This window comes from Azospirillum sp. VT-I1 (genome assembly GCF_055698305.1).
Window position 1 is genome coordinate 685,886 of the sequence record NZ_CP168800.1, and the last position, 13,219, is coordinate 699,104.

At 70.5% G+C, this 13,219-nt stretch carries 12 protein-coding genes; 8 read left to right on the forward strand and 4 right to left on the reverse strand.

Features of this window, described 5'->3' with window-relative positions; all coding sequences use genetic code 11:
• Positions 1 to 333: 333 nt before the first annotated feature.
• From AB8P05_RS03265 to AB8P05_RS03275, 3 genes are read left to right on the forward strand one after another with little or no spacing between them, the layout of a single operon-like run.
• Positions 334 to 768 carry a hypothetical protein gene (locus AB8P05_RS03265; protein ID WP_472758788.1) on the forward strand — a complete coding sequence of 145 codons (435 nt, stop codon included), beginning with the start codon at positions 334 to 336 and terminating at the stop codon, positions 766 to 768.
• Positions 666 to 1,550: an efflux RND transporter periplasmic adaptor subunit gene (locus tag AB8P05_RS03270; RefSeq protein WP_472758789.1), complete on the forward strand. Its 885-nt coding sequence runs from the start codon at positions 666 to 668 to the stop codon at positions 1,548 to 1,550. Before AB8P05_RS03265 ends, AB8P05_RS03270 begins: the two co-directional genes overlap by 103 nt.
• Positions 1,551 to 1,565: 15 nt before the next feature.
• Positions 1,566 to 4,694, forward strand: a complete 3,129-nt coding sequence (locus AB8P05_RS03275; RefSeq protein WP_472758790.1) for an efflux RND transporter permease subunit — start codon at positions 1,566 to 1,568, stop codon at positions 4,692 to 4,694.
• A gap of 3 nt (positions 4,695 to 4,697) precedes the next feature.
• On the opposite strand, the gene AB8P05_RS03280 is transcribed toward AB8P05_RS03275, so the two are convergent.
• Positions 4,698 to 5,780, reverse strand: a complete 1,083-nt coding sequence (locus tag AB8P05_RS03280; protein ID WP_472758791.1) for a patatin-like phospholipase family protein — start codon at positions 5,778 to 5,780, stop codon at positions 4,698 to 4,700.
• A 155-nt stretch (positions 5,781 to 5,935) separates the two neighbouring features.
• Between AB8P05_RS03280 and AB8P05_RS03285 the strand changes: the two genes are divergently transcribed.
• From AB8P05_RS03285 to AB8P05_RS03300, 4 genes are all read left to right on the forward strand, one after another.
• On the forward strand, positions 5,936 to 6,745 hold the full coding sequence (locus AB8P05_RS03285; protein WP_472758792.1) for a TrmH family RNA methyltransferase: 810 nt from the start codon (positions 5,936 to 5,938) through the stop codon (positions 6,743 to 6,745).
• Positions 6,742 to 8,943 carry a helicase-related protein gene (locus tag AB8P05_RS03290; RefSeq protein ID WP_472758793.1) on the forward strand — a complete coding sequence of 734 codons (2,202 nt, stop codon included), beginning with the start codon at positions 6,742 to 6,744 and terminating at the stop codon, positions 8,941 to 8,943. Before AB8P05_RS03285 ends, AB8P05_RS03290 begins: the two co-directional genes overlap by 4 nt.
• 230 nt (positions 8,944 to 9,173) lie before the next feature.
• Positions 9,174 to 10,463 carry an Nramp family divalent metal transporter gene (locus tag AB8P05_RS03295; protein WP_472758794.1) on the forward strand — a complete coding sequence of 430 codons (1,290 nt, stop codon included), beginning with the start codon at positions 9,174 to 9,176 and terminating at the stop codon, positions 10,461 to 10,463.
• An 84-nt stretch (positions 10,464 to 10,547) separates the two neighbouring features.
• Entirely contained in the window at positions 10,548 to 10,760 is a 213-nt protein-coding gene (locus AB8P05_RS03300; protein WP_455171879.1) for a SlyX family protein, read from the forward strand.
• A gap of 27 nt (positions 10,761 to 10,787) precedes the next feature.
• Here the strand turns inward: AB8P05_RS03300 and AB8P05_RS03305 are convergent, their stop codons facing one another.
• From AB8P05_RS03305 to AB8P05_RS03315, 3 genes are all read right to left on the reverse strand, one after another.
• Complete coding sequence (locus tag AB8P05_RS03305; RefSeq protein ID WP_472758795.1) at positions 10,788 to 12,314, reverse strand: multicopper oxidase family protein; 1,527 nt, start codon at positions 12,312 to 12,314, stop codon at positions 10,788 to 10,790.
• A gap of 79 nt (positions 12,315 to 12,393) precedes the next feature.
• A complete protein-coding gene (locus AB8P05_RS03310; protein ID WP_472758796.1) occupies positions 12,394 to 12,543 on the reverse strand; it encodes a hypothetical protein in 150 nt (49 codons plus the stop codon).
• A gap of 56 nt (positions 12,544 to 12,599) precedes the next feature.
• On the reverse strand, positions 12,600 to 12,845 hold the full coding sequence (locus tag AB8P05_RS03315; RefSeq protein WP_472758797.1) for a hypothetical protein: 246 nt from the start codon (positions 12,843 to 12,845) through the stop codon (positions 12,600 to 12,602).
• 162 nt (positions 12,846 to 13,007) lie between these two features.
• On the opposite strand from AB8P05_RS03315, the gene AB8P05_RS03320 reads away from it, so the two are divergent.
• On the forward strand, positions 13,008 to 13,214 hold the full coding sequence (locus tag AB8P05_RS03320) for a hypothetical protein (RefSeq protein ID WP_472758798.1): 207 nt from the start codon (positions 13,008 to 13,010) through the stop codon (positions 13,212 to 13,214).
• Positions 13,215 to 13,219 lie beyond the last annotated feature (5 nt).

Consider the following 13,219-nt stretch of genomic DNA (forward strand, 5'->3'; position numbering starts at 1 on the left):
GCTGTTGGCGCGGGCGGGACAAGAGATGGATCGCTTTTCAATGTATAGCCCACGCCTGTCAAGCGACAACGCGACCGTTTTCCGAATCCTGTCCCGAAGATGCCCCAAAAAAGCCCTATTGATCCCTTGTCCTGAAGTGGGCAATTAGGATTTTCGGCAAATGCAGGTATGCCTATGTTCGCTGTCCCTTCGAGCAGGACAATACCGTCACAAGCCGCGACAATGGGAACCTTGACGGAACATCGGCGCCACACTTAATGGATGGCGGCCGCGCCCTCAACCGGTGCCGACGCTGACTACCGTGCAGGACCGGCCGAACCTGGATCGAGCATCATGACCGCCCCCCAACGGACCGTTCCGCCGGCCCCGCAGCCGCTGCAGCCGCAACGGCCCTCCCCGCAGTACGACACGCCACCCCTGCCCCGCCCGCGGCGCTTCCGCTGGGTCGTCTGGCTGCTCGTCCTGCTGCTGGCGGCAGGCGGGGTTGCCCTGTGGCGGACCCAGGGTCCGGCGGCGACGCCGGCCGCCCCGCCGGTACCCGCCGGCGAACGCCCGGTGGAACTGTCGGCGCTGGAGGTGACGGCCGTCGCCCCGCGCGCGCTGACCGAGACCGTCCGCCTCAGCGGTTCGATCTCTCCCTGGAACAGTCGGCGATCAAGGCGGAGGTGGCGGCCCGGCTGGCCGAGGTGCCGGTGCGCGAGGGGCAGGCCGTTCGCCGGGGCGAGGTGCTCGCCCGTTTCGAAATCGTCGAACTCGCCGCCCGCCTGAACGAGAAGCAAGCGAACCTGGAGGGCGCCCGCGCCCAGCTGGTCCTGGCGGAGAAGACGCTGGCCAAGAACCGCACCCTGAACCGCAGCAACATCGTCTCCGACACCAGCCTGGATCAGGCAGAGAGCAGCTTCGGCTTCCAGCGGGCGCAGGTGGATGCGCTGGCCGCCCAGGTGGAGCTGGCGCGCAAGGCCCTGCGCGACGCGGTGGTGGTCAGCCCCATCGACGGGATGGTCGCCCTCCGCTTGGTCAATCCCGGCGAAAATCTTGCGGTGAATGCCGCCATGTTCACCATCGTCGACCTGTCGCGGGTGGAGGTCGAGGCGACCGTCCCGGCGGAGCAGGTGGCCCGGCTCGCAGTCGGCCAGTCCGTCCGGCTGCGGGTGGAGGGCTTCGGCGAGCGGGAGTTCGCCGGCCGCGTCGCCCGCATCAACCCGATGGCACGGGCGGGTTCGCGCGCCATCCCGGTCTATGTCACCATCGACAACCGCGACGGCGCGCTTCGCGGCGGCATGTTCGCCAGCGGCGAGGTGCTGGTGGCGGAGGCGTCGGACGCCATCGCCGTGCCGCCGGTCGCCATCCGCCACGACGACCGGGGCGACTTCGTTCTGGCGATCGCCGACGGCCGTACCGTACGCCGTCCGGTCACGCGCGTGGCCCAATGGGCGCGCGGCGATCTGGTGCAGGTGGAGGGGCTGGCGCCGGGCGACCGCGTGGTCACCGGCAACCTGCCCGGCCTGACCGCCGGCCGCGCCGTCACGGTCGCCGGCACCGGCTCCTGATCCACGGACCGCCCCATGCCGATCACCCGCATCAGCGTCGACAATCCCGTCTTCGCCACCATGATGATGGTGGCGCTGATGGTGCTCGGCCTCTTCTCCTACAACCGGCTGGGCGTCGACCTGTTTCCCGACGTGGATTTCCCGGTGGTGGTGGTCAGCACCGCCTATCCCGGCGCCAGCCCGGAGACGGTGGAGACCGACATCACCCGCCCGGTCGAGGATGCGATCAACACCATCGCCGGCATCAAGACGCTGACCTCGCGCTCCTACGAAGGCCAGTCGGTGGTGATTGCGGAGTTCGACCTGAAGACCTCCTCGGTCCAGGCGTTGCAGGACGTGCGCGAGAAGGTGTCGGCCATCCGCGCCGGCTTCCGCGACGAGGTGAAGGACCCGCAGATCACCCGCTTCAACCCGGATGACCAGCCGATCCTGTCCATCGCGGTGACGTCGGACCTGCGGTCCTTGCGCGACCTCACCACCCTGACCGACCAGATCATCCTGAAGCGACTGCAGAATGTCCGCGGCGTCGGCAAGGCGACCATCGCCGGTGGGGTGAAGCGCCAGATCCTGGTCCGGCTGAAGCCGGAAAAGCTGGAGGCGCTGAGCATCGGCGTCGATGAGGTGATCGCCACCGTAACCGGCGAGAACCAGGACGTGCCCGCCGGCACCGTCACCGGCCAGGGGCGGGAGCGCGTGGTGCAGGTGGAAGGGCGCGTGCGCAACCCGCTGGACCTGCTGGACCTGATCGTCGCCCGCCGCGGCGGCAGCCCGGTCAGGCTGGGTCAGGTCGCCGAGGTGATCGACGGGCAGGAGGAGCAGGACTCCGCCGCCCTGCTGAACGGCAAGCCGGCGCTGGCGGTCGACGTGGTGAAGGTCCAGGGTGCCAACACGGTGGAGGTCGCGCGCGGCCTGCACGCGGCGATCCAGGATCTGCGGACCAACGGCTCGCTGCCGGCGGACGTGACGCTGGCGGTGGTGCGCGACAGTTCCCGCGGCATCACCAGTTCGCTGAGCAACGTGCAGAAGACCCTGATCGAGGGCGGCATCCTGACGATCCTGATCGTCATGCTGTTCCTGGGATCGTGGCGCAGCACGGTCATCACCGCGCTGACCCTGCCGGTCGCCGTGCTGGGCACCTTCGGCATGCTGGCCGCCATGGGCTTCACACTGAACATGATGACGCTGATGGCGCTGTCGCTCGCCATCGGCATCCTGATCGACGACGCCATCGTGGTGCGCGAGAACATCATGCGCCACCTCGCCCGCGGCCAGGGCCACCGGCAGGCCGCACTCGACGGCACGGCGGAGATCGGGCTGGCGGTGCTGGCGACCACGCTGACCATCGTCGCGGTGTTCCTGCCGGTCGCCTTCATGGGCGGCATCATTGGCCGCTTCTTCCTGCAATTCGGCATCACCGTCTCGGCGGCGGTGCTGATCTCGCTGTTCGTGTCCTTCACGCTCGACCCCATGCTGTCCAGCGTGTGGTACGACCCGGCGGCGCACGGCAAGCATGGCCGCTCCATCTTCGGCCGCTTCGCCGCATGGTTCGAACGAGGCTTCGACGCGGTCTCGCACGGCTACGGCGCGGTGCTGCGCTGGGGCCTGCGGCGGCGCTGGCTGGTGATGATCGTGGCGCTGGCGACCTTCTTCGGCAGCTTCCTGCTGGTGCCGCGCATCGGCGTGGAGTTCGTGCCGGCCGCCGACCTGGGCGAGCAGATCGTGGAGGTGGAAACCCCCGTCGGCTCCTCCCTCGCCACCACCACGGCCAAGACCAAGCAGGTGGAGGCGGCGATCCGCGAGTTTCCTGAGATCGCCTACACCTACAGCACCGTCAACACCGGCGTTTCGGTCGGACGCAACCGCGGCAGCATCTATCTGCGCTACACCCCGATCGAGCAGCGCAGGCGCTCTCCCAACGACCTCGCCCCGCTGCTGCGCGAGAGGCTGTCGGCGATCCCCGGCGTCACCACCGGCATCGCCATTCCCGGCGTCGGCGGCGTGCAGAAGCAGATCCAGGTGTCGGTGCAGGGCCGCGACATCGCCGAGCTGGACCGTCTGTCGCAGAAGGTCATCGGCGCCATGCGCGCCATCCCCGGCTTCGTCGACGTCGACAGCACGCTGAAGGCGGCCAAGCCGACCCTGGCGGTGCGGCTGCGGCGCGACATCGCCAGCGACCTCGGCATCGGCACCGCGAAGGTGGCCGACACGCTGCGCCCGCTGTTCGCCGGTGACACGGTGTCCAGTTGGAAGGCGCCGGACGGCGAGAGCTACGACGTGCTGGTCCGGCTGCCGGAGGGCGACCGTGCCGGCCGCGCCGACCTCGACCGCATCTATTTCTCCGGCGGGGTGGACGCCAACGGCACGCCGCGCATGGTCCCGCTGTCCCAGGTGGCGGAGGTGGTGACGACGCTGGGCGCCTCGCAGATCAACCGGCGCGACCTGCAGCGCGAGGTGAATGTCCAGGCCAACGTCCAGGGCCGCGCCGCCGGCGACGCCGGGCGCGAGCTGCAGGCGGAACTGGCGAAGATCGAGCTGCCGCCCGGCTACCGCATCGTCTTCGGCGGCTCCACCAAGGACATCGCGGAGACCAGCAGCTACGCGGCGCAGGCGCTGGCGCTGGCCGTCATCCTGATCTACCTGATCCTGGCCTCGCAGTTCGGCAGCTTCCTTCAGCCGCTCGCCATCATGGCCTCGCTGCCGATGTCGCTGGTGGGCGTGTTCCTGGGGCTGCTGGTGGCGGGATCGACGCTGAACATCTTCAGCGCCATCGGCTTCATCATGCTGATGGGTCTGGTGACCAAGAACGCCATCCTGCTGGTCGATTTCGCCAACCAGGCGCGCCGGCGCGGCGCCGACCTGCACGACGCGCTGGTGGAGGCCGGCATCATCCGCCTGCGTCCCATCGTGATGACCACCGCCGCGATGATCTTCGGCATGGTCCCGCTGGCGCTCGGCATCGGCGAGGGCGCGCAGCAGCGGGCGCCGATGGCGCATGCGGTGATCGGCGGCCTGCTGTCCTCCACCATCCTGACCCTGCTGGTGGTGCCGGTGGTGCTGACCTATCTGGACGCCCTGTCGCGCCGGATGAAGCGCTGGTTCGCCCACCCCGACCCCGACGCCGCCCAGCGCCACCCGGCGGAGTGAGCGTCATGCCAGGGCCGGCGTCCGGGCGGAGCCCTCGCTGCCGACACGGTGCAGGTTCCGCTCCACCCACTGCCCTGCGGCCTCCCGCCCGGCATCGCGCAGCCAGTTGAGGAAGGTCCAGTCGGTCATCAGCTTCGAATAGACGCCCAGATCCTGCAGATGCTCGTCGGCATCGATCAGATGCAGGCGCGGGGAGTCGGCGCGCGCGGACAGGCAGCGCAGCTCCTGCAGCAGGGCGGCGTTGAAAGTGATCTGGTTCAGGCGGGCGGCGATGCCGGCCGGATCCTCCGGCGTGGTGGCGCAGGTGAAGGGGTTGATCGCCACCACCAGCAGGTCGGCGCCGGGACAGGCCTCCGCCAGCGGCGACAGCGGCGGGTTGGCGAGATAGCCGCCGTCCCAGTAATCCTGCCCATCGATCCGCACCGCGCGGAACAGGTGCGGCAGGCAGGCCGACGCCAGCAGATGGTCCACCTCGACCTCCGTCTCGTCGAACAGGCGCAGGGCGCCGCTGCGAACGTTGGTGGCACTGACGAACAGGCGCAGCCCGCTCCGCCGGATCAGCTCCGGCTCCACCATCTCGGCCAGCAGGCCGCGCAGGGGGTGGAAATCCGCCGACTGCGTCTGATAGGGGGTGATCCAGCGCTTCGCCCACTCCACCAGATGGGACCCCGGCGCATTGTCGACGTTCCAGCGGCCGAGCAACCGGTCGGTCACGCTCGGGCGGATCGGCCCCAGCCGTCCGGCGGCGCTCACCCGCTCCCAGAAAGTCGCCAATTCCGCCCGCGCGCCCGCGCATCCGCCCCGCGCCCAGCCCTGAACCAGCATCGCGGCATTCATCGCCCCGGCACTGGCACCGCTGACCCCGACCAGCCGGATGTCCTCCTCCAGCAGCCGGTCGAGCACGCCCCAGGTGAAGGCCCCATGCGCCCCACCACCCTGCAACGCCAGCGCCAGGGTGGGTTTCGGCGGCGGCAGGGCGAGCATCGGCCCAGGACCGGCGAGTTCCAGCGGGTCGGTCGGTTCGGCCGGCTGGACGGTTGCGGGCTTGCCGCAAACGCGGTTCCACAGCTTGCGAATGATGGTCATGGTCGGCACGTCCCCGCTCGCTTATGCTGCATTGCAACATGAGCGGGGCCTTCCGGTTCGGCAAGGGGGTATGTCCATGGGGGCCGCGCCATGGGATTGGAAAGCCGCCTCCATATGCACTAAGTAGGCGCACACTCCAGATGCCGAGCGTCCCCTTGCCCACCATCATCCCCATCACCGATCCTGAGGATCCGCGCATCGAGCCCTACCGCGACGTGCGGGAACGCGATCTCGTCGGCCGGGACGGTCTGTTCATCGCGGAAGGTGCGGTGGTGGTGCGCAGCCTCGTCCAATCCACCCGCTATCGCGCCCGCTCGTTGCTGATCGCCGACAAGCGGGTGGAGGCGCTGGAGCCGATGCTGGCGGCACTGCCCGCCGACACGCCGGTCTACACCGCCACCCAGCCCGTGCTCGACCGCATCGCCGGCTTTCCCCTGCACCGCGGCATCCTGGCGGTGGGCGAGAGGACCGAGGTGCCTACGGCAGCCGATCTGCTGGGCGCCTGCGGTCCAGTCGCCCGGGTGGTGATGCTGTTTGGCATCGGCAATCACGACAACATGGGCGGCATCTTTCGCAACGCGGCCGCTTTTGGCGCCGACGCGGTGATCCTCGATCCCGGCTGCTGCGATCCGCTCTACCGCAAGGCCATCCGCGTCTCGGTGGGAGCGACCCTGCTGGTGCCGACCGCAAGGCTTGCCGCCGGCGAGGACCCGCTCGCCCTGCTCGACCGGTTCGGGTTCGAGGCGGTGGCGCTGAGCCCCGCCGGTGCCGAGACGCTTACCGCCCTTACCCCGCCCCGCCGCGCCGCCTTGCTGTTCGGGTCGGAGGGGCCGGGCCTGCCGCAAGCATTGCTGGCCCGCGCCCGCAGCGTCCGCATCCCGATGGCAGGCGATTTCGATTCCCTCAACGTGGCGACCACCAGCGGCATCGTGCTGCACCATGTCGCCTCCGGACAGGCCCTATGACCGACGACAGCAACACGCCTGCAGCCGACCCGCATCTGGTCCACGACCTCGCCGTCTCCCATCCGGAGGTGACGACGTTGGGGGCCGCCGGCCTGCTGCGGATGCCTGACGCCGAGGCGCGCGGGCTGGTGCCGCTCGGCCTGCCGCTGCCCAAGGGCAAGCGCGACCTGCTGGTCCCGGCGGAGCGGCGGGAGGCCATCCTGCTGGAGATCGCCGGCCGCATCGACCGTGCCTATCGGCGCGACGCGCTGCTGGCGCAGGGCCGGCGGGCGCTGTCCGGCGGCCATACCGCGCTGCTGTCCTGCGAGGACCGCACCCGCGTCCGCGCCGTCCGCGGCGACGAGCTGCCCTGGCCCGGCCTGTCGCCCGCGGTCCGGCTGCAGGTCTCGCGGACCTTCGATGCGCTGGAGCTGTCGGACCTGTCCGACGCCGAGCTGTCGGCGCGGCTGGACCACGACCCGGCCCTGCGCACCGCCCTCGACGACGCGCTGTCGCGCGTCGCCGCCCGTCTGCGCGATCTGGCGGAACGGGCCGGCGACGATTTCGACTGGGGCTTCGCCAGTCTCGCCGAACGCCTGAACAAGGCCGCCCGCAACCGCACCGACGCCGACGAGCTGCTCGACCGCTGGGACCGCGAGTACGACCAGTGGCGCCGCGACCGGGCGGAGGCGCGCGGCCGGGCCTATGTCGACCGGCATTTCGACTTCTCCCGCTTCGAACGCCTGTTCCCCGTGGCCCGCGGCATGAACCGCCGGCTGGTTCTGGTGATCGGCCCGACCAACTCCGGCAAGACCCACCGCGCCATCACGGCACTCCGCGAGGCGCGCGACGGCGTCTATCTCGCCCCGCTGCGCCTGCTGGCCCTGGAGGTGATGGAGCGGCTGAACGCCGAGGGCACCCCCACCACCCTCATCACCGGGGAGGAGGAAATCCGCACCCCCGGCGCCCGCCACACCGCCTCCACCATTGAGGTGATGGACCCCGACCGACCGGTGGAGGTGGCGGTCATCGACGAGATCCAGATGCTGGCCGACCCGGCGCGCGGCTGGGCCTGGACCGCCGCGTTGATGGGTGTCCCGGCGGAGACCGTCTACATCCTCGGCGCGCCCGAGGTCCGCCCGCTGGTGGAGCGTGCCGCCGCCCATCTCGGCGAAGCGCTGGAGGTGGTGGAACTCGACCGCAAGACCCCGCTGTCGATGCTCGACCGCCGGCTGGAATGGGCGGAGGTGGAGCGCGGCGACGCCCTGATCGCCTTTTCCCGCCGCGAGGTGCACAGCGTCCGCGACACGCTGCTGGCCCAGGGATTGTCGGTCGCCGCCGTCTATGGCGCGCTGGCCCCGGCGGTGCGGCGGCGCGAGGCGGCGCGCTTCCTGTCGGGCGAGGCCGACGTGGTGGTGGCGACGGACGCCATCGGCATGGGCCTGAACCTGCCCTGCCGCCGCGTGCTGTTCACGGCGCTGGAGAAGTTCGACGGCAGCAGCGTCCGCCCGCTGACCGCGACGGAGGTGAAGCAGATCGCCGGCCGCGCCGGCCGTTTCGGCCAGTTCGAGGAAGGGCATTTCGGCGTCATCGCCCGCGGCACCCCCGCCGCCCTGAAACGCCTGCTGGAGGCGCCCGACCGTCGGCTTCGCGCCGACGCGCCGCTGCCGGTCCGCCCGACCCGCGCCATGCTGGCCCGCCTCGCCAGCCACATCGACAGCGACGAGACCCGGCTGCTGGTGGAGTGCTTCGGCACCGCGGCCACTGCCGGCTCCCCCTTCCGGCTGGCCGATCTGTCCGCCCTGCGCCGGGCCGCGCCGATGCTGGACGCCCGGCGGCTGACCCTGTCCGCCAAGCTCGACCTGCTGCTCGCCCCCGCCGACCTCGAGGAGCCGGAGGATGCCAAGGTCTTCGCTGCCATCCTCGACGCGGTGGAGGCGGGGGAGGTGCTGCCGCTCGCGCGCCTGATCCCCGCCCGGTTCGACGGGCTGACCGCCGAGGTGCTGGAGGCGGCATCGCGGGCCTGCGACCTCTATTTCTGGGCATCGCGCAAGTTCCCAGACGCCCTGCCCGACCGCGACCGGGTGCGCAGCGCCCGCGACGCCATCGGCCAGCGGCTGTCGGACGCGCTCGCCTCCCGCGCCCGCCGCCGCGAACCGCCGCCCGCCGCAGGCTTCCGCGGCGCTCCCCGCAAGCGCTTCGGACCCCGGCGGCGCTGAGGGTCGCGATTGGTTCCCGACGAAATTCGTCCGCAAGGCACTGCTGCACTGCGAACGAAGTGACACTCCTGCTGTTCTGAACTGGACCTGCTCCGGCTGAGCCCCCATGTCGATAGACACGTCCTATTGAGGTGTTCGGAATCATCGATTGGACACTATCGAAGCGGCCGCCCATTCTTGTATCGGCGGCCAAGTCTCCGGCCGCCAGGGACCGTTCAGGAGCAACCGGCGTGAAGACCGCATCCCCCACCATCGACACCGACATTCCCACCCGCAACCCCGCAGCGGGGCGCAGGTTCTGGACCATGCTCGGCCCCGGATTCGTGGTGGCGGTCGGCTATATGGACCCGGGCAACTGGGCGACGGACATCGCGGCGGGCTCCAGCTTCGGCTTCGCGCTGCTGTCGGCGGTGCTGATCGCCAGTCTGGCCGGCATCTTCCTGCAGGGGCTGATCGTCCGGCTGACGCTGGCGACAGGCAAGGATCTGGCCCGGCTGATCCGCGACCGCTTCCCCCGCCCGGTGGCGATGGCGGTCTGGGTGGTGTCTGAGCTGGCGATGATCGCCACCGATCTGGCCGAGCTGCTGGGCAGCGCCATCGCGCTGAAGCTGCTGTTCGGCATCCCGATCATGGCCGGCGTGGTGATCTCCGCCGTGCTGACCTTCGGCATCCTGGCCCTGCCCGGCGCGCGGGGCCGTGCGCCCGAACTGGTGGTCGGCGCGCTGATGAGCGTGGTCGTGGTGTGTTTCGCCTGGGAGTTGGTGATCGCCCGCCCCGATCCCGGCGCCCTGCTGGCCGGGCTGGTCCCGACCATCGAGCTGGCCCGCGATCCGGAGATGCTGTACCTGTCGCTGGGCATCATCGGCGCCACCGTCATGCCGCACAACCTGTTCCTGCACTCCGGCCTGGTCCGCTCGCGGCTGGCCCAGGTGAAGACGGAGGAGGAGCGCCGGCAGGCCGCCCGCTGGCTGACCATCGACCTGTCGACCGCGCTGGCGCTGGCCGGTCTGGTCAACGGCTCCATCCTGGCGGTGGCCGCGGTCGCCTTCCAGGGGGTTGCGACCGGTGCCACGCCCGGCATCGAGGATGCGCACGCCCTGCTGGGTAGCAGCATCGGCGGCGGCGCCGCGCTGATCTTCGCCATCGCCCTGCTGGCCGCCGGCCAAAGCTCCACCACCACCGGCACCATGGCCGGGCAGATGGTGACGGAAGGCTTCTTGAACCTGCGACTGCGCCCCGTCACCCGCGCACTGATCACCCGCGGCGCCTCGCTGGTCCCGGCGCTGGCAGTTCTGGGGAGCGCCGGTGACGGCGCGGTGGACGAACTGCTGGTGCTGAGTCAGGTGGTACTGGCCCTGACCCTGCCCTTCATCCTGATCCCGATGCTGCTGCTGCTGCGCAATGCCAAGCTGATGGGTGGGCTGGCGATGGCGCCGATGACCCTGCGGCTGGCAAGCCTGACCGTCCTGCTGCTGACCGGCCTGTCGGGCTGGCTGGCCGGCACCACGGCGATGGTCTGAGCGGAACGGCACCCTCGACCCGAAGCGGGGAATGGTCCATCTTGCGGCCCCTCCCCGTTTCCTTCTGTCCTGACCGGTGCCCCCATGGATCCCGCCCTCGAACAGCGCATCGCCGACCTGGAAAGCCGCCTCGCCCACCACGAGCGCATGGCGGAGGAGATGTCCGAGGTCATCTTCGCCCAGGGCCAGACCATCGACCGCCTGACCGCCCAGCTGAAGCGCATGCGCGACCGGGTGGAGGCGGCGGAATACGCGATAGCCTCACCGCAGGACGACCGGCCGCCGCCGCATTATTGAGGGGGTGGGGGCCTAACGCCACAAGAATCATCCCACCCCCTCGACCACCACCTCAGTCATCATCCCCGTCGCCATGTGCAGCAGGTTGTGGCAGTGCAGCGGCCAGCGGCCGGGATTGTCGGCGTCGAAGGCCACCGTCACGCTGCCCATGGTCGGGACCAGCACGGTATCCCGCACCGCACCCACTAGGGGCTGGCCGTCGATTGCCACCACCTGGAAATGATGGCCGTGCAGGTGCATGGGGTGGGCCATCATCGACGGGTTCTCGAAGGTCAGTTCCACCCGCTGTCCCAGGCGCACCACCAGCGGCGCGTGCGTGCCGAAGGTCCGGTCGTCCAGGCTCCAGACATAGGGCTCCATCGACCCGGTCAGCCGCACCCGCGCCGTCAGGTCCGCCGCGCGGGTGGGAAGAGACTGCCCGGCCACGAGCCGCCGCTCCAGCGACAGGTCGAGCGCTCCGGTTGCCGCCTGTCCCTGCTCCGCCACGCGCTGCACCGCGGCGCCGGGCGTGGCGAGGATGATACCGGTCCGCTGCACCGCCCCTTCGCGCAGGGCGAGGATCGGGAAGGCGCCGCCGTCGGCGGGCAGGGTCAGCCGGATGTCAAGCCGCTGGCCCATGCTGATGCCGAAGCGGTTCCCCTCGACCGGATGCACCGGATTGCCGTCCGCCGCGATCACCTGCCCGGTGAGGCGCCCGAGGTCGAGATGGAAGGCGGTGGAGGTGGCGCCGTTGATGATCCGCAACCGCACCCGTCCGCCCCGCTCCACCCGCACCACCTCCGGGTCGGCAAGGGTGCGGTCGTTGGCGAGATAGGCGTCATACTCGACGTCGTTCAGGTCCATCGCCATGCCGCCCGGCATGCCGTGCCCCATGGAGCCATGCCCCGTCTGGCCATGGTTCATGGATCCGTGGGAACCGTGGCCCATGGAACCGTGGGAGCCATGCCCCATTTGGCCATGCCCGCCATGCCCACCATGTCCCGTGCCGCCGGCCGACCCGGTCAGCGAGGCGAGAACCTCGGCGGGATCGCGGAAGGTGAAGTCGTGCAGCAGGATTGTCACCTCCTGCTCGTCGGCGCGGAGGTCGTCCGCGCTGCGGACCACCAGCGGCGCGGCCATCAGCAGCTGTTCCTGCAGCCCATGGTGGGAGTGCATCCAGTGCGTCCCCGTCCGCGGCGCGAAATCGTAGGAAGCGGAGGCGCCGTCACCGATGGTCGGCCGGTTCATGTCGGCCACGCCGTCCTGGGCATAGGGCGGCGTCTGGCCGTGCCAGTGGATCACCGCCTCCTCCCCCGCCCGGTTGGCGAGATCGACCAGGAAGCGACGTCCGGGGTCAAGCGCGAGCCCATGCGTGCCGTCGGGCTGGCGGATGCCGAACACGCTGGCCGCCTTGCCGTTCACGTCCAGCGTGCGGCGCTCGATGGTCAGGTGAAAGGGCCGATCCGCGGCCGGCGTGGCGGCCAGGACAGAACGGGGAAAGGCCGGCAGCAGGGCGGCACAGCCGCCGGCCATGGCCGTCGACAGCAGACGGCGGCGCGAAAGCGCGATAGTCATAGCGGACACCGGATTTTGGAATTGGGGAAAGTGCCGAAGGCGCCACAGCCCCCCGAAGGGAGGGAACGGCGCGGAGGTCTCACCCCAGCCGCGGCGGCGGCAGATCCGGCCGCACCCCCTGCCCTTTGCGCAGCGGACCGGCGGGCCAGCCCGGCGCCGACCCCGCCAGTTCCACCGGCGCCGTCAACCCTTCGCCGGGGGCTGCCACCGCCACGGCGGCGCAGGCCATGCCGCCGCAACAGGGCTGCGGCGCACCATGCGGATGCGATCCCTGACTGCCCGTTCCTACCCCGCCCGGCCCTTGCCGGTGGACCGGTGCGGACTGGCAATGGTCGGCGGCGGACTGCAGGTGATGCTGCACCAAAGCCGCAGGCGCAGGACCGTCACCGTGGCCGCCGTGCGGGCATGCGGCGGCGCCCCCTGCCACAGCAGCAGGGCGAGCATCGCCAGGGCCAAAGCCCCCGCGATACCCGTCAGCCTCCGCAGCCGGCTGGAGATGCAGGTCGGCACCGCAACGCTCCCGGTTGTCATTCCGCCTTTCCAGATAGGCCGTCGGGTGGATGCGGTCAATCGCCGCCGACCCCCGGACAGCCCCTCTACCCATTCAGTCCTAAGAGCTTTCCCGAGCATGGAACTGCAACACAGCTCGCCTATATTCGCGCTCACCCGAAACAGACCACCCCAATCGAGACCATGTCCGCCTCCGCCCGTCCGGCCAACAGCCCGCACACCGCGACCCGCCAGCTTCATTGCGCCTGCTGCGGCCGTCCGTTCGTCCGTCCGTCCAGCCGGGGGCCGGCACCGCTCTATTGCTCGGTGGATTGCCAGAAGCAGATGCGGGTCCGCACGCGGGTCTGGAGCCGGCGCGACGACTCGCCCTTCCTCCGCCGCGCGTCCTAGCCTCG